Origin of the sequence: Pollutimonas subterranea (genome assembly GCF_002849655.1) — a bacterium.
Lineage (GTDB): Bacteria > Pseudomonadota > Gammaproteobacteria > Burkholderiales > Burkholderiaceae_B > Pollutimonas > Pollutimonas subterranea.
Genome location: NZ_PDNW01000001.1, coordinates 208,468 through 228,149 on the forward strand (window position 1 = coordinate 208,468; position 19,682 = coordinate 228,149).

At 55.1% G+C, this 19,682-nt stretch carries 21 protein-coding genes; 8 read left to right on the plus strand and 13 right to left on the minus strand.

Features of this window, described 5'->3' with window-relative positions; translation table 11 throughout:
• The 5 genes from pqqE to pqqA form a co-directional block, all read right to left on the minus strand.
• A complete protein-coding gene (pqqE, locus tag CR159_RS00985) occupies positions 1–1,152 on the minus strand; it encodes a pyrroloquinoline quinone biosynthesis protein PqqE (RefSeq protein ID WP_102072128.1) in 1,152 nt (383 codons plus the stop codon).
• Positions 1,153–1,162: 10 nt separating this feature from the next.
• A complete protein-coding gene (gene pqqD / locus CR159_RS00990) occupies positions 1,163–1,426 on the minus strand; it encodes a pyrroloquinoline quinone biosynthesis peptide chaperone PqqD (protein WP_102072129.1) in 264 nt (87 codons plus the stop codon).
• A gap of 14 nt (positions 1,427–1,440) precedes the next feature.
• Positions 1,441–2,157 carry a pyrroloquinoline-quinone synthase PqqC gene (gene pqqC / locus CR159_RS00995; RefSeq protein WP_500796515.1) on the minus strand — a complete coding sequence of 239 codons (717 nt, stop codon included), beginning with the start codon at positions 2,155–2,157 and terminating at the stop codon, positions 1,441–1,443.
• Positions 2,154–3,074 (minus strand): pyrroloquinoline quinone biosynthesis protein PqqB, encoded by a 921-nt coding sequence (gene pqqB, locus CR159_RS01000; RefSeq protein WP_102072130.1) that lies wholly within the window; start codon positions 3,072–3,074, stop codon positions 2,154–2,156. Before pqqB ends, pqqC begins: the two co-directional genes overlap by 4 nt.
• Before the next feature lie 69 nt (positions 3,075–3,143).
• Positions 3,144–3,218 carry a pyrroloquinoline quinone precursor peptide PqqA gene (gene pqqA / locus CR159_RS01005; RefSeq protein ID WP_102070171.1) on the minus strand — a complete coding sequence of 25 codons (75 nt, stop codon included), beginning with the start codon at positions 3,216–3,218 and terminating at the stop codon, positions 3,144–3,146.
• Between the two features lie 269 nt (positions 3,219–3,487).
• Here pqqA and CR159_RS01010 point away from each other — a divergent pair, with 269 nt between their 5' ends.
• Genes CR159_RS01010 through CR159_RS01020 form a run of 3 tightly spaced genes read left to right on the plus strand, consistent with a single transcriptional unit; the run spans position 3,488 to position 5,984 of the window.
• Positions 3,488–4,411 (plus strand): alpha/beta fold hydrolase, encoded by a 924-nt coding sequence (locus tag CR159_RS01010; RefSeq protein WP_158238482.1) that lies wholly within the window; start codon positions 3,488–3,490, stop codon positions 4,409–4,411.
• Between the two features lie 47 nt (positions 4,412–4,458).
• Positions 4,459–5,004 carry a cytochrome b gene (locus tag CR159_RS01015; RefSeq protein WP_233208142.1) on the plus strand — a complete coding sequence of 182 codons (546 nt, stop codon included), beginning with the start codon at positions 4,459–4,461 and terminating at the stop codon, positions 5,002–5,004.
• A 35-nt stretch (positions 5,005–5,039) separates the two neighbouring features.
• Complete coding sequence (locus tag CR159_RS01020) at positions 5,040–5,984, plus strand: beta-propeller fold lactonase family protein (protein ID WP_102072133.1); 945 nt, start codon at positions 5,040–5,042, stop codon at positions 5,982–5,984.
• A gap of 97 nt (positions 5,985–6,081) precedes the next feature.
• Here the strand turns inward: CR159_RS01020 and CR159_RS01025 are convergent, their stop codons facing one another.
• The 6 genes from CR159_RS01025 to thdT form a co-directional block, all read right to left on the minus strand.
• Positions 6,082–8,049: a sigma-54-dependent Fis family transcriptional regulator gene (locus CR159_RS01025; protein WP_158238483.1), complete on the minus strand. Its 1,968-nt coding sequence runs from the start codon at positions 8,047–8,049 to the stop codon at positions 6,082–6,084.
• 173 nt (positions 8,050–8,222) lie between these two features.
• Positions 8,223–9,311: an ATP-grasp domain-containing protein gene (locus CR159_RS01030; RefSeq protein ID WP_102072135.1), complete on the minus strand. Its 1,089-nt coding sequence runs from the start codon at positions 9,309–9,311 to the stop codon at positions 8,223–8,225.
• Between the two features lie 20 nt (positions 9,312–9,331).
• Positions 9,332–10,027: a hypothetical protein gene (locus CR159_RS01035; RefSeq protein WP_102072136.1), complete on the minus strand. Its 696-nt coding sequence runs from the start codon at positions 10,025–10,027 to the stop codon at positions 9,332–9,334.
• A gap of 53 nt (positions 10,028–10,080) precedes the next feature.
• The gene (locus CR159_RS01040) at positions 10,081–10,980 is read right to left on the minus strand and encodes a quinoprotein dehydrogenase-associated putative ABC transporter substrate-binding protein (protein ID WP_102072137.1); all 900 of its coding nucleotides are present in this window, start codon (positions 10,978–10,980) and stop codon (positions 10,081–10,083) included.
• Between the two features lie 53 nt (positions 10,981–11,033).
• Positions 11,034–11,501, minus strand: a complete 468-nt coding sequence (locus tag CR159_RS01045; protein WP_233208122.1) for a c-type cytochrome — start codon at positions 11,499–11,501, stop codon at positions 11,034–11,036.
• Between the two features lie 118 nt (positions 11,502–11,619).
• Positions 11,620–13,458: a thiol dehydrotransferase gene (gene thdT, locus CR159_RS01050; protein ID WP_102072138.1), complete on the minus strand. Its 1,839-nt coding sequence runs from the start codon at positions 13,456–13,458 to the stop codon at positions 11,620–11,622.
• A 357-nt stretch (positions 13,459–13,815) separates the two neighbouring features.
• On the opposite strand from thdT, the gene CR159_RS01055 reads away from it, so the two are divergent.
• Positions 13,816–14,817, plus strand: coding sequence for a quinoprotein relay system zinc metallohydrolase 2 (locus CR159_RS01055; RefSeq protein ID WP_102072139.1), 1,002 nt, complete (start codon positions 13,816–13,818; stop codon positions 14,815–14,817).
• A 56-nt stretch (positions 14,818–14,873) separates the two neighbouring features.
• Positions 14,874–15,695 carry a quinoprotein dehydrogenase-associated SoxYZ-like carrier gene (locus CR159_RS01060; protein ID WP_199173196.1) on the plus strand — a complete coding sequence of 274 codons (822 nt, stop codon included), beginning with the start codon at positions 14,874–14,876 and terminating at the stop codon, positions 15,693–15,695.
• Positions 15,696–15,708: 13 nt separating this feature from the next.
• Here the strand turns inward: CR159_RS01060 and CR159_RS01065 are convergent, their stop codons facing one another.
• Together CR159_RS01065 and CR159_RS01070 are read right to left on the minus strand one after the other, a co-directional pair.
• Positions 15,709–16,134, minus strand: coding sequence for a DUF3280 domain-containing protein (locus CR159_RS01065; protein ID WP_158238484.1), 426 nt, complete (start codon positions 16,132–16,134; stop codon positions 15,709–15,711).
• Positions 16,135–16,243: 109 nt separating this feature from the next.
• Positions 16,244–16,573 carry a hypothetical protein gene (locus CR159_RS01070; protein WP_102072424.1) on the minus strand — a complete coding sequence of 110 codons (330 nt, stop codon included), beginning with the start codon at positions 16,571–16,573 and terminating at the stop codon, positions 16,244–16,246.
• A 143-nt stretch (positions 16,574–16,716) separates the two neighbouring features.
• Between CR159_RS01070 and CR159_RS01075 the strand changes: the two genes are divergently transcribed.
• From CR159_RS01075 to CR159_RS01085, 3 genes are all read left to right on the plus strand, one after another.
• The gene (locus CR159_RS01075; RefSeq protein WP_158238485.1) at positions 16,717–17,661 is read left to right on the plus strand and encodes an MBL fold metallo-hydrolase; all 945 of its coding nucleotides are present in this window, start codon (positions 16,717–16,719) and stop codon (positions 17,659–17,661) included.
• Between the two features lie 227 nt (positions 17,662–17,888).
• Positions 17,889–18,446 (plus strand): S-(hydroxymethyl)glutathione synthase, encoded by a 558-nt coding sequence (gene gfa / locus CR159_RS01080; RefSeq protein ID WP_102072142.1) that lies wholly within the window; start codon positions 17,889–17,891, stop codon positions 18,444–18,446.
• 73 nt (positions 18,447–18,519) lie between these two features.
• Positions 18,520–19,629, plus strand: a complete 1,110-nt coding sequence (locus tag CR159_RS01085) for an S-(hydroxymethyl)glutathione dehydrogenase/class III alcohol dehydrogenase (protein WP_102072143.1) — start codon at positions 18,520–18,522, stop codon at positions 19,627–19,629.
• Positions 19,630–19,682 lie beyond the last annotated feature (53 nt).

Genomic DNA, 19,682 nt, shown 5'->3' on the forward strand with positions numbered 1-19,682 from the left:
CTAATCAGCTTTTGCGGCGAGCCCACCCAAGGCTCGTGAGTTCGCATCGGTGCGAAAGACAATAGGTTTTTCCGTTGGGGCTATCGTGTTGCTTTGAGCATCCGCTACGATATCCTGCAAGGTTTGGTGGAAGGCCGATTTATCGCAGACCGGGTCTGCATTGCTGGCGTCACCGGTTAATGCCAGGGCCTGGCAGCGGCAACCGCCGAAATCCTTGTCTTTGTCGGGGCATGACCTACAGGGCTCTTTCATCCAGGCGTCGCCACGATACTTGTTGAACGCCTCGCTGTCGTACCAGATATGGTGCAGGCTATGTTCCGTAACGTTGGGGAACTCGATGCCGGGCAAGGTCTTGGCCGCATGGCACGGCAGGGCCGAACCGTCGGGCGCAACCCCCAGGAAGACGGAGGCCCATCCGTTCATGCATGCCTTGGGCCGTGTTTCGAAATAGTCGGGCACCACGAAGAAAATACGCATCTTGTGCCCGAATTTTTCGCGGTATTCGTTCACGACGGCTTCCGCTCGTACCAGCTGCTCGCGATCGGGCAGGAGCTGGGCGCGGTTGACCAGGCCCCAGCCATAATACTGGGTGTTGGCCAGTTCCAGGTACTCTACGCCCAGGTCGTCGGCCATCTGGATGATGCGACCAACATGGTCAAGGTTATGGCGATGCAGCACGACATTCAGGACCATGGGATAGTCGTACTGCTTGATCAGGTTGGCCACGCGCATTTTCAAGTCGAAGGTCTTGGTGCTGGACAGGAAATCGTTCATCTCTTTGGTGGAGTCCTGGAACGATAGCTGGATGTGATCCAGCCCTGCCTCTTTCATGCGTGCGATGCGTGGTTCGGTAAGGCCGATGCCCGAGGTGATCAGGTTGGTGTAATAGCCCAGCCGGCTTCCTTCTTCGACGAGTTCTTCGAGGTCGCTGCGTTGCAAGGGTTCGCCGCCGGAAAAGCCCAGCTGTGCCGCACCAAGCTTGCGTGCCTGCTGCATCACGTCAACCCATTGCGCTGTTGTGAGCTCACGGGAGTCTTGCGCATAGTTCAGTGGGTTATAGCAGAACACGCAGTGCAAAGGGCATTTATAGGTCAGTTCGGCCAACAGCCAAAGTGGCGGTGTAACGGGGCGGGGGACACAATTGGCGTTCATGGAGTACCCCTCAGCGTATCCACCCACGCTCTTGGGCGGTTCGCATGAACTCTTCAACATCGGCCTGCAGGCCAGTGGCGGAAAAAGTGGTCTCGAGATCATTAACGATGGCAGCGATGTCACGCTGCCCGTCGCAACGCTTCAGGATTTCGGCAGCGCTGGTATTAAGCTTGACCATTCCTTCCGGATACAGCAGTACATAATTGTCTTGCGCTTCTTCCCACTGGAGCCGGAACAGTTTGGACAATTTGGGATTTTCAGGAAGTTCGCTCATGATTTCTAGCCTGCTCAGGGGTTGGCTTTCTCGATGGCGTCCATCATGGACCATAATACATCGAGCTTGAATTGCAGGATTTCAAGTGCGCGATCTTGCTGTGCACGACTGGTGAAATGATCCAGCGTCACTTGCAAGCCGTGCTCGACATCTCTTTCCGCCAGCGAAATACGACTGCGGAAATACTGCAAGCCGTCGGCATTTATCCAGGGGTAGTGCTGTGGCCAGTTGGCCAGGCGGTCTTTGTGGATTTTCGGCGCGAACATTTCTGTAAGCGATGAGCAGATGGCTTCCTGCCAAGACGACTGGCGGGCGAAATTGACATAGGCGTCGACGGCAAAGCGCACACCCGGCGCCAGGTGCTTCAGTGACCATAGGTCGGCGGGAGCAATTCCCACCGCCTCGCCAAGGCGCGCCCATGCTTCGATACCGCCGGCATTGCCATTGTGGCCGTCATGGTCCAATATGCGCTCGACCCATTTTCGACGGGTTTCACGGTCTGGACAATTGGCAATGATGGCCGCATCTTTACGAGGAATGCTGATTTGATAATAGAAGCGGTTAGCCACCCAGGTGCGAATTTGATCGGGCCTCAGTTCGCCATTGTTCATCTTGACGTTGAACGGATGATTGATGTGGTAGCCCGCGCCTTTCGCACGTAGTTGTGCTTCAAATTCGATACGGTCCCAGGCGGGACTGGATGCGGTATGCAAGGGTGTGGGGGCGTTCAAAGGTTTATCTCCATGCCGTCGAATGCAATCTCGATCTCATGGCGTTTCAATATGGCCGCCTGGTCTGAGTTTTCGTTGAGTATCGGGTTGCTGTTATTGATATGAATAAGAATCTTGCGCCGGGATCCCAGCGCATCGAGTATTTCTATCATGCCTCCGGGACCGGATTGCGGCAGGTGCCCCATGTCGGCGGATGTTTTCTTCGAAAGGCCCAGGCGTATCATTTCATCGCCGGTCCAAAGTGTGCCATCCACCAGCACGCAGTCGGCCTCACGCATCGCGTTCATGATATGGGGTTCGATGTCGCCCAAGCCGGGTGCGTAGAAAAGCTTCTTGCCAGTCACGGTATTTTCGATGAGCAGCCCTACGTTATCGCCAGGCTCGGGCGCATTTCGCCGCGGTGAATAGGGCGGTGCCTTGCTTTTGAGCGGTAAGGCCGTAAAGCGGATATTGGAGACCCCGGGTACATGGATAGCCTGCGCCTGATCGGTGTCGGTCAACAGGTCTTGCCTGTTGACACCGCAGTAGTGCGACAGCACGTTGGCCAGGGGCAGCCCGGTAGACAGATCTTTCCACACGGACTCGGTGCAGTATAAAGGTATGGGCTTTCCTTCGCGCAGCATGAGCAAGCCGGTGACGTGGTCGATTTGCGCATCCATGAGCATTACGGCGACGATTCCGGTATCGCGTATGTTCCGGGCGGGTTGCAGCGCGGGAGTGTTGCGGATCTGGGTGAGAATATCGGGCGATGCGTTGATCAGTATCCAATCCGTACCGTTGTCGGAGACGGCAATGGATGATTGTGTGCGGGCTTTGGCCTGAATGGTTCCTTTGCGAATGCCATCACAGTTGGGGCAATTGCAATTCCATTGGGGGAATCCGCCGCCAGCCGCAGAGCCCAGAACAATAACTTTCATAAAGCTTCCGACAAAAAAGCGCGGCGCTGGTTTTACTAGCGCCGCGCTGTTCGCGATATTAAGATCGTATCAACGATTGGCAATGTACATGGTGATTTCAAAGCCAAAGCGCAGGTCGGAAAACTCGGGTTTACTCCATTTCATGGCATCTCCTGGCGAAACTACATGTGACTTTTCTAAAGATCGAAAACTGCACCAACCATTGCTTTGCGCCGTAATCGTTGCAGTCAATTTGATAATATCACGCGGTACCCCTTTGTCAAGCAACGTTGACACCCAAAAAGGGTTATCGTAAAAAATGCGCTTTTAGCTGCAGGATGGTGAAAGTTAGTCGCCGTAGCAGCTTGTTGCACAAATGGAGCACATGTACCAAACCTGACACAAGTCTGAATAAAATAAGGAGAGGGACGTCCATGGCTATTCCGTTTTCGCAAGGCATGCTTGATGTCGGGAGTGGTCATAGGCTTTATTACGCCGAGTTCGGAACCCCTGGCGCTCCGGCTGCCGTGGTCTTGCATGGGGGGCCAGGAAGCTCCTGCAATAACGCAATGTTGGAATGGTTCGACTTGGCCAGGCATAGGGTGGTCCTGTTTGATCAACGCGGTTGTGGGCGCAGCATTCCAAAAGGTCGCCTTGCATGCAATACCACGCAGGACCTTATCCAGGATATCGAACGATTGCGGCGGCATCTGGGTATTTCCACATGGCTCGTGGTCGGGGGATCATGGGGTGCGCTGCTGGGACTTCTCTATGCTGGCACGCATCCTGCTTCAGTGCATGGCATGGTCTTGCGTGGCGTATTTTTGCCGAGGGACGAACAGCTGAACTGGTTCTTTCAGGACTTGAAGGCATTGGTGCCCGTTGCATGGAGGCATTTGACGGCGGACATGATTTCTAGTGAGAGCGTGGCGGTTCTTCCAACATTGTCTGATCGTCTGCTTCGGGGTACGCCAGCCATAGCGTCTGATACCGCAATGCGTTGGGGACGCTACGAGGACGCCGTCATGGCAGCCATGCTGGGCAGGCAATCAAGCCCGGATGGGCCGCTGCAAGCGGGACAGCTGGAGAAATATCGCGTGCAGGCTCATTACCTTTCGCGGGCTTGCTTTGTTACCGAGAGGGACTTTTACCTTGCGTTGCAACGCATTGCAGTCGTCCCGGTCTTTGTGCATGGCACTCATGACTGGATTTGTCCACCCAGGAACGTGGTTCGCCTGATGGAATCCTTGCCGCAGGCTGATGTCAGATGGGTTGCGAGGGGCACCCATACTACTGCGGACCCGATGATACGCGACGCTTTACGGCTGGCTGTCAAAGACCACGAGCATGCGCAGTAATACGGCACAAAATAAAAATATTCAGGCAACAGAAGGGGGACGGTGTGATGGTTCAACAGTACACGCGTACGGCAATATGGCTGCATTGGTCTATTGCCATTTTATTGCTCAGTCAGTTCGCATTCGGATGGTATCTTCAGGAAATCCCGCGCGGCGTACCCGAGCGCAGCTATTTCGTTAATCTGCACAAAAGCACCGGCATTCTAATCGGACTATTGATCCTGGTGCGCCTGGGTTGGCGGCTTGCACATAAGCCTCCTCCGCTGCCGGACACCATTCCACGTTTCCAGCAGCGTATCGCTTCGGCGACACATATCCTGCTCTATGTCCTCATGATCGTCATGCCCTTGTCGGGTTATATCGCGTCGAACTTCAGCAAGTGGGGCGTCAAGTTCTTCAATGTGATCACGTTTCCTCCCTGGGGCTTCGAAGACAAGTTCATTTATGCAGTCTTCAATCAGACCCACAAAGTCGCTTCCTGGTTGTTGCTGGTACTGATTATTTTGCATGTGCTTGCGGGGCTTAAGCACCTGTTTATTGATCGCGATCGAGTTTTTTCGCGAATGTTGCCGCGTTGTTTTCCGGAACGGTAATAGCGCATTTCTAAAAATAGATTGGAGACAAACTGATGAGACGTCCGCACTTCCAGCATCTTGCCGCAATAGGATTAATGTCGTTTTCAGCGTTGGCGCTCGCCGAGCCGTTTGCCTATGTTCCCAACGAGGGGTCGGGCACTATCTCGATTATCGATACTGCCACCGATAAGGTGGTCGGCGATATGCCAGCGGGGAAGAAGCCGCGCGGGCTGGCCTTCAGCGGTGACTGGCTTTATGTCAGCGACCAGCCTAACAATAGTGTGCAATTGATCGACCTGAAAACTCGTAAATTGGGGCCGGCTGTAGACTTGGGCAAATCCCCAGAGGGCGTCTATGCGTCACCCGACGGCCGTTGGATTGCCGCTGCAGTCGAAGAGAATGACGAGGTGGCGATTATCGATACCCAAAGCAACAAGTTGGTCTCCAATATCAAGGTCCAGGGAGAAAATCCAGAGCATGCGGTCTTCAGTCCCGACGGTAAAACGATGCTTGTAAGCGCCGAGGACGGAGGCGCCCTGGATATCATCGATTTCACGACACGCAAGCAAGTCGCGCAGTTGAAAATCGGCGATCGCCCCCGAGGCATTGGCTTTTTACCCGATGGCAGCCGTGCCTATGTGGCGGCGGAAAACAGCAGTGAAATCTACGTCATCGATATGGCCACCCATAAAGTGCTTACCCACCTGAAAGGTGGAACACGAGCCAATGGTGTTACGGTGCATCCTGATGGCAAACGCGTCTATATATCCAACGGCGGCGACGGGACGGTGTCGGTGCTTGATACGGCAAGCAACAAGATCATCGCGACAGTGCCGGTCGGACAGCGCCCGTGGAACATGGCGATTACTCCGGACGGCAAGAAATTGTACGTGGCAAATGGCCGATCCGACAGTGTGTCGGTGATCGATACCGAGAAAAACGTCAAGCTGCAGGACATTACCGTCGGTGTACGTCCGTGGGGGGTGGTAATCAAGTAATCGCAGGCTTGCGACAACTACATGGCTTGGGAATTGCCCAGGCCGGTTAAGCGAAAGGCCCACAGCATATGCTGCGGGCCTTTCGCTTAACTGGCGCCTAACAGGCTTCGCGTGAGGTAACGTTGATATCCAGGCGCTCAAGCTTTCTATAAAGCGTGTTGCGACTTACTTTTAGTTGACGCGCCAGTTTGCTCAGGTTCCAGTGTGAAATTCGTAGTTCCTGAATCAACGCTTCACGCTCGGCCAGTTCCAATGGATTGAGCAAACTGGTTGTTATTGGCGCAGAAGCAGCCGGATCCGACTTGGGCCCAGTAAGGAAATCAGCGGGTAGACACTCCGGTGTCAGTACATTTCCGTCGCGCAATGCCGTCATGACGCGCAAAACGTTGCGCAGTTGCCGGATATTGCCTGGCCACTGATGGCGTTCCAGTATCTCCATCAACGGAGCACTTATGGTGACGACGGCATCGTCGGTTGATTCCTGCTCAAGCACGAACTGGATCAGCTCTTTGCGGTCTGTCCGTTCGCGCAAGGGAGGAAGCGTGAGTGTGACGCCCTGAATACGATAATACAGGTCTTCACGAAACAGATTATTCGCGATCTTTTCGGGCAAATCGCAGTGTGTCGCGCTGATAAGGCGTATATCCAGCTTGGTCGGCGCCTTTCCGCCCAATGGGGCGATCTCTCGTTCTTCGAGTACGCGCAATAGACGCGTTTGAAGTGCCAGCGGCATATCGCCGATCTCGTCGAGAAATAATGTGCCACCATTGGCCTGGAAGATTTTGCCTGTCTGTCCTTCTTTGTTGGCACCGGTAAAGGCGCCGGGCTTGTAACCGAATAACTCGCTTTCAATCAGTTGTTCAGGAATGGAGGCGCAATTGATCGCTACGTAAGGCTGATCGGCCCGATTGCTGGACAGATGTATGGCCTTCGCGAACAGCTCTTTGCCGGTTCCCGTTTCACCGCAGAGCAAAATGGCGACATCTCGATCAAATACGCGCATGGCAGTCTGGATGTTGTGTTCCATCCGCGCGTCAAGGCCTCGTTGAAGTTCGTTGAGCGGTGCCAGCGTGCCGGATGCCGGTACGTTGCTGAGTGCGGGTGCGGATACTTGAGTGGCGAAGACCTGCAACGAGGACTTGCTATTGGCTTGTCCAGACGTAGCGGTTGCGAAGAAACGGCGACCATGGCGGGCATCGAACACGATGAACGGGGCAGGCCCATGCTTTTGGCTCTCGCGCAATAGCGACTTGAACGATACGTTGAAGAGCGCGTCCAGGGGCTGGCCGATGATTTCGTTCGAGGTGACGCCGAGTTGTGCCAGCGAATTACGACTGGCGGCAAGCACACAGCTGTCGGAGTCTAGCGCAATAATGCCTCTGTTCAAGGTGCCCACAAACTCTGGACGACTATGAAACATAAACAGTGGATGGCTAGAGAATTCGTTGACGAATATCTTGTTTTCGATCTCCTGGACCGTCATGTTGACGAGATCCAGTACGTGGCCTGGAACCCTGTGGGTTTCCCCGGAAGCATCGAGTACAGCCAGAATCTGGCCGCGCCAGTCGAAAATGGGTGCGGCCGCACAGGTGAGTCCGGTGTTGCGAAACAGGAAATGATCATCCTGGTGGATCATCATCGGACGTTGTTCTGCCAGGCATGTGCCCATGCCGTTGGTACCCTGGAACCGCTCGGACCAGACGGCGCCCGGCATAAGACCCGACTTCGATGCCGCATGCGTAAAGCCCGGGTCGCCAAAGAAGTTCAACAGGACTCCTTCGGTATCCGTCAGCATGATGGCGTAGTCGGATTTGGCGATTTGCTGGAACAAGACAGTCATTTCGCTTTTGGCCGCCCGCATGACAGGCGCAACCTGCTCTTGTCGCTCCAGCAGTTCATGGCTCTCGACCACGTAGAGTTCGCGAGGTATCGTGGGATCGAGCTGGTACTCGCTGATACACCGAATCCAGGACTCGGTGATATGAGGCGGTACGCGCGAATAGGGGGCGGGCGACGACTCTACCACTTCGCGTACGCGGGCGCCATGACTGTGCACGCTTACCATTTTTGTCTCCTTACTCTTTGATCGAACCATCCGGAGTTCTATAAATTGCCGCCCCGGTATGGATGATGAGCTTGAAAGCAATACGGTATACGATTTCGCTGTCGAAAGCCACAGCTTGCAGTGCTATCTGTGTTACAGGTTGAAGACCGATGGCGTTTCGTCAATTTTTCAAGCTATTCAACGACATGGCGGTTGCTTTGCCGGGCACCGATGTCCACACTGATCTGACGGTTTCTGCTACGGATCGGAATGCTGCGTTTATTGTCGTTTATGCTATCGAGCATTATCTGGATGGGATTAACCCCGAGCGAGGCATGCAGGCCGACATGTGAAACAGTCATGCGTGGATTGACTTCAAGCACCACCGGACCCTGCTCGGTCACGATGAAATCTATGCCGACGTAGCCCCACAATCCTGGAATCGTAGCCAGGACGCGAAGAGCCAGGCTCTTGAGTTTTCCATCGGCATCGTCAAAGCTGTTTACGATGCTGCCCATGTAGTGAAATTGGTTGTCGGATACAGCCACGCGCTGATCGTTGCATGCCATGAGCAACACTTCGCCGTCTCGGCACAGTAGCGATAGACTACAGGGGCGTCCGGTTATATAGGGCTGCAATACATAGTCGCCATGTTCGCGCGCGGCGACCCACTCGACAGCCGCCTTCGAATGCAAAAAAATGTGGGTGTCCGAACATCCCGCCCCGTCGTCAGGCTTGACTACCCATCCCTGTGAATCTGGCGGAAGGGGCATCTGGGCCCTATAAGTGGGAACCACTGGAACATCGTTGGCGTGTAGTGCCAATGCGGTACTGTATTTACTAGTGGTCGCCCGTACTGCGCCTCCGGTGCTGCCAAGCAGTATCTTGTTGCGCTGGATTGTTCTTTCTGAAATGGCTTCCAGCAGCCCATTCGATTCGGGTGCAAGCGGCCAAACCGCATCGGCCTGGTCAATGCAGTGGTCTATGGCGTCGATGATTTCTTCGGACTGCACGCTTTGAAGGGAGCTGCGACTTGAAAGCCGCAGTGTTCGTGAAGCCGAATCCTGCAGCGTCAGCACGTCGACGGCGTCAATGCTTGTGATGTCGGCCAACAGGGAACGCAGCATGATATCGCCACGAAACCCTGACGAGGACGAAGCGCCATTACCGACCGAAGCCGCTACGCCGGGCGTAGCGACGCAGGGCCCCACTGCGCGGGTATGCTCAAAATGAAGATTTTCACGATGCAGTCCCGGGTTGCGCTCCGATGCGACAGTTGCCATAAAACGATTGCTTGATGTTCTTAGTTACATTGCTTCGGATCGCCACCGGCAATTATCATGCTGGAGTCGACAGTCTGGTCCGGTGTTTTTCTTATCTTCGTATAAATGCAGTACACCACGCCCGGTATCTCGGCACTTGTGACGAAAACATATGTTTTCCCGGTGTATCGGCCCAAACGCTTGTTTTGGGATTCTCCCGAATAGGGAACTATGGTGATTTCCTGCGCAGGGACAGTGCTGTTGTTGTAATCAATCTGGGTTTTCCGGATATGCACATCCGTTGCCGCGAGCGCCATCCGGATGTGCTTGCGAAAATAATTGACCGAACCCCCTGTCAAACGCTTCATCTTTGCGATATCGCTTTCCAGAAAGCCGAGGATGATGGGGTTGCCCGTAGCGCGCTTCAGAGGTGGAATTGGAACGGCATGTTCACCCGACAGGAATTGGGTAGTGACCGATGCCGTTCCGTCCGGGCCAAGTTCGTGCACCTCTACGGTAGCCGTGTCATTGAATGCCAAGACGTCACTTGCTTCCTGAAGGAATAGATAGGTGAGTTTCTGCTTCCCGGTAGCACTGAAGTGCTTATCCAGGAATAGTGTGCGTTCTGCAATAGTGACCTCTTGTGCCGCGGCGGTCGGGATACTCGTTTCAGCGCTCGCAGCCGCCAGGACAAGCAGCATCGCGCCGCCGCGAGCTTTCAGTTTCAGATGCATCATCGGCGTTATGCTCCTTGCTCTGCGTGTGTTGCGCGCAGAGTGATGGTTGCACGTCAGGAAGCAGCGGCGTTGCTTGACGACGGTGCCGGCGTCACAACCGGTACGCTGTATTCCTGAAGAATCGCATCGATTTCCGGTCGACTGCTATCGATCAGCATATTGATCTGGTCGCGGAATTTTTGTTCACCATGACGCACGCCCATTGCAATGCTGAAGCCATACCGAATACCGTCAGCCTTGGCAGGAAAGGGAATGACTTCGATAGGTACGCCGTGCGCGTTCTTGGCGAAGTACCCCGTGATAGGACCCCAGGCAATTGCTATATCCAGCTTACCGGAGGCGAGGTCGTTCTCGATGATCTGGCCTGGATATTGATCGCGATCACCGGTCTGTAACTGATACGACACCATGTGCTTGGTAAGTTTATTCTTTACCAACCAGTCGGCCGCCGGCGTACCGGTAAAGATACCGATCTTAAGCTTGTCGAGCGTTGCTTTATCTAGTTTGTGAATGTCTTGCGGTGTGCGAATGGAATCCAGTCCCTTTCCTTTTACGTAAGCCATGGCATAGGTTGAGCTGAAATACGGCTTGGTAGCAATGCCCATTTCGAAGCCGGGTGATACGCTGGTCACCAGGTCACATTTGTACGTATCGGTATCGGGAATCTTTGCTCGCAAGGTGTTGCGAATGAACCCCATGCGCTGTGGCGACCAGGTATGTTCGAGCTTCCAGCCCAGCTTCTTGGCGAACAGGGCAGCTATCTTGTTCTCGAAGCCGCGTTCCTGCTCGTCCGACATTGGCAGGTTTTTCGGATCTTGACAGACCCGAAGTACCATTTCCTGAGTATCAACGGGCGCTTTCTGCTGCGCATTCGCAGAGCAGGCGACGAATATGGCTACCATGGCGCCCGCACTGCGCAGGGTAACGCTTGTATATGATTTTCTGGAAAACATGGATGACTTCCTTTACATGGCCGATTTCACACGTTCGGACTGCGCGGTGGCGGTTACTTGATTTCTTCAAGTCGGCCGGGTGCGATATCGCCCTCTGAGCGCCCCTTCAGGTACGCATAAAGATTGTCGATATTCTCCACGACGCGAGGTACGCCGCCGAATGGTGGCATGCCTTTTTCGATTCGCCCCTCTTTTATCGTATGTTCGAAATCTGATTTGCTCAGTGTTTTAAGGCTTTCTATCAAGGAAGGCCCTACCATTCCTTCTTGCTGCGCACCATGGCACCGGGCGCAGGCAAGTGCACGCCAGGTTTTCCAACCGTCGAGTGTGTTTGCGTCGACGTGGTTCTTGTCGACGACGGTGTACAGCTTTTTATCTGCGGAAGACTCGCTTTGCGCGGCGGAAGACTCGGTGGCTGGCTTGACCGCAGCACCGTCGTTATTTGCGATGGCGTGAGCGGACATTGAGCAGGCAACAGCGATCAGCAGGCTTGCGTTCATTAGGGTGAAACGTGACAACATACCGACATATCCTTAATAAAGAATTGGCGTGGCGGCGAGCCGCGACGCCAGTTTCCAGCATTATGAACAGGCATCGAAAGCAGCCGGATCCGGGTGGACCCCGGCTGCGATGCTGCGCTTACTTGGCTGCGACCGTGGTTTGCTTGATGACGCTGTCTGGCAGTGCAAAGACCATCAGCACACCACCAAGCTCGGTATAGCGTGCCAGCTCTTTGTATCCTCCGACAGCGCCCAGGCCGTCTGTGGACTTTTCAAGAGAAGCGGCCAGGCCAATACCGGCCCAACCGCCAATGCCCGACAGTACGCCGATGTATTGCTTGCCCTTGCGTTCCCATGTGGTTACATTGCCAATCACGCCGGATGGGGTTTTGAACTTCCACAGCTCCTTGCCATCGTTATCGACCGCCTTGATGAATCCTTCAAGTGTTCCGTAGAAGTTGACATCGCCAGCGGTAGCCAGGGCGCCGCTCCAGACCGAGAACTTCTCGGGCTTGGACCAGACGATCTTGCCAGTACCGGCATCCCAGGCGATGAAGTTGCCCATACCGCCATGGCTTCCGGGAGTGGGATACATGGACAGGGTTGCACCGACATAAGGCTGTCCGGCGATGTATTCGACCTGGTACGGCTCATAATCCATGCAGACGTGGTTGGTCGGTACATAGAACAGGCCGGTTTTGGGCGAAAAAGCGGCCGGCTGCTGGTCTTTGGTGCCTAGCGCTGCAGGGCAGATGCCTTTGGTATTGACATCTTCGCCGTTCTGCAAGGTGCTGTACTTCGGATCGACTTGTGGTCGGCCGGTCTTCATGTCGACGTGGGTTGCCCAGTTGACTGTGGGGTCGAATTTCTCGGCAACCAACAGTTCGCCTGTTACGCGGTCCAGCGTGTAACCGAAGCCGTTTCGATCCAGGTGCACCAGCGCCTTGCGATCCTGTCCCTTGACTTTGATATCGGCCAGTATCATTTCATTGACACCGTCGTAATCCCATTCGTCATGAGGAGTCATTTGATAGACCCATTTGGCCACACCGGTATCAAGATCGCGCGCAATGATGGACATCGTCCATTTATTGTCGCCGGGACGCTGTTTGGGATTCCAGGTGCTGGGATTTGCCGAGCCGTAGTAGACGAGGTTGGTTTCGGGATCGTAGCTGAACCACCCCCAGGTTGTGCCGCCGCCTATTTTCCATTGGTCGCCTTCCCAGGTCTTGAGCGAGGAGTCCTTGCCGACAGGCGCCATTTTGCCGTCCGTCCAGGTCATCGTTTTTTCTGGATCAAACAGCATTTCGTCATCCGGTCCGACCGAATAACCTTTCCAGAGCTCTTTACCGGTTTTCAGGTCATAGGCGGTCAAGTGACCACGTACGCCGAACTCGCCGCCGCTGATGCCAGTGATAACTTTATCTTTGAAGATATGAGGAGCGTTAGTGTTGGTCTCGCCGATTTTGGGATTGCCGTTAACGATTTTCCAGACTTCCTCACCTGTTTTTGCATCGAGCGCGACGAGCGTGGTGTCCGCCTGCCCCAGGATGATCTTGCCATCACCATAAGCCAGTCCGCGGTTGACCGTGTCGCAACACATGACGGCGATCACGGACGGGTCCTGCTTAGGCTCGTACTTCCAGATCATGGAGTGGTCTTCAAGATTGATGGCAAAGACCTTGTTGGGGAATGGGCTGTGCACATACATCGTGTCGCCAATTACCAAAGGACCGCCTTCATGCCCTCGCAACACGCCCGTCGAGAATGTCCAGGCTACCTGAAGGTCTTTCACGTTTTCACTGGTGATCTGCTTCAGTTCGCTATAGCGATGATTCTCGATATTGCCGGCTTGCATAGCCCAATTGGCGGGGTCGGCTGCGGCTTTGTCGAGCATGGGGTCTGCTTGTGCATGGCCGGTTGCCATAATGACCCCGGCGATGCATAACGCGGTTTTCAGAGTTACCTTAAATGACATGTCTTCCTCCGATGTGGTTATACGGCGAGGCATAAGAGATGAAATCCAGTTCAGCGCTATAGCACCCCGACGACTTGTTGCATGATCAATCAAGCACTTATCGTGCCAATTTTGATGTTCGGGTAATGTCAGGCCGGGGCTCACGATAGCGGTTGGGCGGTGCCGTCCGGCTGGACGACATGTGTTTGAAGAATGTCCTGCCACCTGAACAATCAGGCTGATCTTGTGTTCCGTTTAGTCAACACATTTTCTAGCGTCGGCACGTCTCTGTTCCCAGAGCACGTATCGTTAGTATTGGCATGGCTATTGCGGTGATCACATCATTCATGGAAGAAACAAGGATGAAACAAGGATGAAATGGAAACACTGAACCAGTTTGGCGTGCACGCATCATCAGTTGCGGCGCCATGGCCGGCGCACGCGTTCACCGGCTTTGCAAAGTGCTTATGTGCGCCGCTGTTGTGCTGCGCGATTCCGTCGGTGGTAGTGGGAGCCACCGATCCCTTGCCCGTGCAAGAGGTGGCTGCTGGCGTTTTTGTACACCAGGGTGTTCATGAGGACGCCGTGCCCGGCAATTACGGAGCAATCGCCAATGTGGGTTTTATCGTGGGTGGCAAGTGCGTAGCGGTCATTGACACAGGCGGAAGTTTTGCGCAGGGCAAGGCCTTGCGCGCCGCAATAAGCAGGCAAACCTCACTGCCGGTTTGTTACGTGATCAATACCCATGTTCATCCCGATCATGTATATGGAAATGCCGCATTTGTCGCCGACAAAGCCGAGTTTATCGGCCACCACTATCTTGCCGCGTCGATGCGTTCGCGGGGCAGCTACTATGCCGCCTACCTGGAACGCACGATTGGTCCGGAGCTGGCTCGGCCGAGTATTCTCATTCCCCCCAGCGTGCAGGTGAAGGGAACGCACCAGCTCGACCTGGGAGAACGCAAGCTCACCATTCAGGCCTGGCCCACGTCTCACACGGACAATGATTTAACAGTCCTGGACGAAACGACGGCCACGCTCTGGACAGGTGACCTGGTGTTCCGAGAGCGGATTCCATCGCTTGACGGCAAGCTTTCGGGCTGGCTGACCACCATGGAAAGCCTGGCCCGTGTCCCGGCCAAATTGGTGGTGCCGGGCCATGGCCCTGTCAGCACTGATTGGCCCGCGGTAATGAAGCCGCAGCAACAGTATCTACAGCAACTGCGGGCGGACGTGCGCGCCGCGCTGAAGGCCAAGCGTTCCATACAGCAGGCCACGGCCGAAATCGGCGCCTCGAATCCGTCGCAATGGCAGCTATTTGACGGTTCTCATCGACAGAACGTGACTGCGGCGTTCACTGAACTGGAATGGGAAGATTGATGTGCTTGATAGGTTTGGATAAGCGCAGTACAACGATAACGTGTCAGGAGATTCTTATGCAGAACATATGCCGCAAGTTCCGGTTTCGCATCGCCGCTATTATCGTGCTGGTACCCATGCTGTCGTTCGCGGCCGAACCGGACGTGCCGCCTGACAGTACTATGTGGCAGAAACTGCGTCTGGCCTTGTTCCAGGAACGGGCCATCAGCAACGATGGTGATCAGTTGATCGCCCTGACGGTACCAAAACGAGCGCAAGATGCGGCTGTCGTGCCGGTATCGATCAAAGCCCTCATGCCCCAGACGCAGCAGGGCTATATCAAGACCATACACCTTATTGTCGACGACAATCCCGCACCGCTCGCGGCGGTATTTCACCTGACGCCCGCAAGCGGTATTGCGGATATTGAAACGAGGGTGCGGGTAGAGCAGTACACCTATGTGCGCGCAATTGTCGAAACCAGCGACGGGGAACTGGCCATGACTAAGGCATACGTCAAGGCCTCGGGCGGCTGTTCGGCTCCTGCCAACCGGGCGCCCGGTGGCGAGGACAATCTGGGCAAGATGAAACTGATGACCCAGGACAACCCGAGGTTGAACCAGCCGGTGATGGCCCAGCTCATGATCCGCCACCCGAACGCGTCGGGCATGGTAATGGACCAGGCGACGCGGCTATACGACCCGCCCCATTACGTGCGCCGGCTGGAAGTGGCTTACGCCGGCAAGCCCGTCATGACCGCTGACGTGGATTTCGGGATCAGTGAGAATCCCAATTTCAGATTTTACTTCACGCCACAGGCGGCAGGTGTGTTAACGGCACGAGCCCAGGACTCCAACGACCTTGTCTTCGACACGTCACTGGAGGTCACTCCTGAATAAGGGGTTAAGGCCGCTAAAGCCCAGCCTGGTTTTTCTCGACCATGCTTCGAACCATATAGCGAATGCCGCGACTCCACGTCTGGTCGGTATTGCCGCGAATATCCACCGACTTGTTCAGGACGATTTTGCCGCCTTCGACGTCGCGAACCTGGATGTTGATGTTCAGAATCAGGTTGCTGACTTTCTGTACCCATCCGGTCAGGACGCGGTTGGTGTGCAGTGCGCGCCCGATTTCCACATCGCAGCCGTTGCAGCTATGCAGGTTGAAACGCTTCTGCAGGTCTTTGATGAGGGTGGCAGCCGGCGCGTTGTCAACCACCGTGTACAGTTGCTTGTCGGCAATGTCGTGGCGTAATTGCTCGGTGATCTTGGTCAAGCGCAGCTTTTGTTCGGCGTCTTTGCCGGTTTCACCTGTGTTATCGATTAGTTCGAAATCCATTATCGCGATCGACTGTACCGGACTTTCGGCGGCCCAAACCGCAAACGGCGCTAGGATGACAAGGGCGGCCAGACACTGACGGCCCCTAAGCAAAAGGGTTGCGAGCCCGCTATTTAAGGAAACAGGCATTGGCGGCTCTTGTTTCGATTTCCTTGTACTTCTTGGCCATGACCTTGACTTGCGCGGGATCACGGAACTCGGCTCCGCGCTCGCCCCCTAGTCGAAGGTATTTGGATGCCGTTGATATTTCTGCGTATTCATCGAATGCGGTTTGCTTGGCGATTTCGTCGATGGCGCATGAGCATTTGTAGAAGGATTCATAGTTTTTCCCTGGATGGGCTTGCATGCATTCCAGGACATATTCCACGCGCGTGGTGGTGGGGAAGTCGCTAACGGGCGCGGCGGCCGGCGCTGCGGCAGCCGGTGCTGTAATTGGCATAACGCTTGCTAAGAGCACTGCAAAGACGGTGGACGATAAGAACTTCATGTTTTCCCCTAAAAGCGATGTATCCAATGACAGACCAATTCGTGGCCCGGTGCAACGGGACAGGCAAACCGTTACATATCCTCATAGCAATACTCATGCCATTATTGCGGGGTGCCGGGGCATGTGGGGTGCTTGCCTGGGCATTGCAAGCACAGGCCCAGGAGTCGCGTGTTCCGTCCGTGCAGCAACTGGCGCCTGGCGTTTATGCGGCGATCGGTCAGAACAGCGAACCGGAACCCCGGAACCGTGGTGTAGTGGGCAATCAGGGAATCATCATTGGCAGGGATGGCGTCATCCTGATTGATACGGGCACCAGTGCCCGGCACGTGTCAGACCTTGTCGCCGCAGTCGGTCGTTTAACATCCAAACCCATCGTGCTCGCCATCAATACGCATCAGAATCCGGCATTTGTATTTGGAAACGGCACACTGGCGCTACAGGGTGTTCCGATTCTTGCGCACCATGATGTCGCCGCCCTTATTGCGCAGCGCTGCCAGAAGTGCCTGAAAAAACTTATTGATATATTGGGTGCCGATGAGATGGACGGCACCCGGGTCACGGTACCGACGCAGACGCTGGATGGCGCCACGACCATCGATGTCGCGGGTCGAAAGCTCGATATCCTTTATTACGGACATAGTTCGTCGCCGGGCTCCATCGGTGTGCTCGACCGCGAGTCAGGTGTCTTGTTTGCTGGGGGGCTCGTATCGATAGGCCGCATACCGGACGCCAAAGACGCGCATATTGCCGAGTGGCTTGCTGCACTCCAGGATATCAAGGCCCGCAGGCCTTCAAGAATAGTCCCTGGCGAAGGACCTGTTTCATCGGTGACGGAACTGGCCGATTTAAGCGGCTACCTCACCGCACTGGAAGACATTGTGAAAAACACCTTCAAGGCGGGAATCAGCCTTGGAAAAGCTGGCGAGTCGTCACAACTGCCGCAGTTTCAACAATGGCCCTTGTACCAGACCTTTCATAACAGGAATGTAGAACACCAGTACCTTCAGCTGGAGCGGCGGATTCTCAATGAGCAATCCTGAAAGCGCTTCGCGAGATGGTGGGTTATATCCATGTTCAATAAATGAGCAGGGTGTGGCGCAGTCGTTTCGGGAACGATACCGAAACGAGGCTTTCAACTATATTTTCACCATGTCTCCAAACCGGCTCGGTTTTTGCTAAGTAACCCAGGGATGGCAAAAAAGCCATTTACCCACGGTTCGATCTAATAGCGAACTGTACGGTCCAAGACGCCTATCAGGAGACATTAATGAATATAAGCATCCATCCCGCTGTCGATAATGGCTTTCAGCCCGCGACGCCAGGGTTTTCAGGCGGTACCTTGCTGTGCGATTGCGCCGACGATAAAGTGGAAGTCACCATCAATTCGCAGACCGCGCACAATCACGTATGCGGATGTTCGAAATGCTGGAAGCCGGCAGGCGCCCTGTTTTCGCAGGTTGCAGTGGTTTCGAAAGACGCAGTCAGCGTGACGGCCAATGAACAGAAGCTCAAGGTGGTCGATCCAACAGCGACAATCCAGCGCTATGCGTGTTCCGGCTGCGGAGTACATATGTACGGACGCATCGAGAACCAGAATCATCCATTCTACGGGCTGGATTTCGTCCATACTGAACGCTCTTCCCAGAGCGGCTGGGCGGCTCCCGAATTTGCCGCCTTTGTGTCGTCCATTATCGAAACGGGTACGCCGCCTGATCAAATGGGCGCCATTCGGGGTCGCCTGAACGACCTTGGCCTACCTCCTTACGACTGCCTGTCGCCACCGCTTATGGATGCAATCGCCACGCACGTAGCGAAATCCAGATAAGCTCTCGGTTTATGCTCGAAGGAGCGGCCAAGCCGCTCCGCAAGACCAATTCAACGAATAAGGATTTATACACATGGACGTACGTGCAGCAGTAGCCACCAAGGCCGGCGCACCGCTTACCATCGAAACCGTACAACTCGAAGGACCGCGTGCCGGCGAAGTCCTCGTCGAGATCAAGGCGTCGGGGGTATGCCACACCGATTTGTTCACCCTTTCGGGCGACGATCCGGAAGGCTTGTTTCCGGCCATTCTGGGGCATGAAGGAGCCGGTGTGGTCGTGGAAGTAGGCGCAGGGGTTACTACGCTGAAACCGGGCGATCACGTGATCCCCCTGTACACGCCGGAATGTCGAACATGCTCATATTGCTTATCGCGCAAGACCAATCTGTGCCAGGCCATACGCGAAACGCAGGGACGCGGCGTAATGCCGGACGGTACCAGTCGTTTCAAGATGGGCGGCAAAGAGGTGCTCCACTACATGGGAACGTCGACCTTCGCGAACTACACCGTCGTGCCCGAGATCGCTCTCGCTAAAATCCGCGAAGATGCCCCCTTCGAGAAGGTCTGCTACATCGGCTGCGGTGTCACCACCGGCATTGGCGCTGTCATCAACACGGCCAAGGTCGAGCCTGGCGACAATGTCATTGTTTTCGGTCTGGGCGGCATCGGCCTGAATGTGATCCAGGGCGCGCGCATGGCGGGCGCCGACATGATCGTGGGGGTCGACATCAACCCGGCCCGTGAAGCGCTTGCACGCAAGTTCGGCCTTACCCATTTCGTGAATTCCAATGAAGTGGAAGGGGATCTCGTCCAGTATCTGGTCGGGCTCACCAAAGGTGGCGCCGACCATACGTTTGAATGCATTGGCAACGTCAAGCTGATGCGACAGGCACTTGAATGCGCCCATAAGGGCTGGGGTAAAAGCACCATCATAGGCGTCGCCGGAGCCGGGCAGGAAATCGCAACACGGCCATTCCAGCTGGTTACGGGCCGTGTATGGCAAGGGTCGGCCTTTGGCGGGGCTCGTGGCCGTACCGATGTGCCCAAGATCGTTGATTGGTACATGGATGGAAAGATCAATATCGACGATCTCATCACGCATGTGATGCCGATCGACAAGATCAATGATGCATTCCAGTTGATGAAAGACGGTACGTCCATCCGATCTGTTGTGACGTTCTAACCTCACACCCCCATGGGGCCCATATGCCGCGTTGCCGCGCCATATGGGCTATT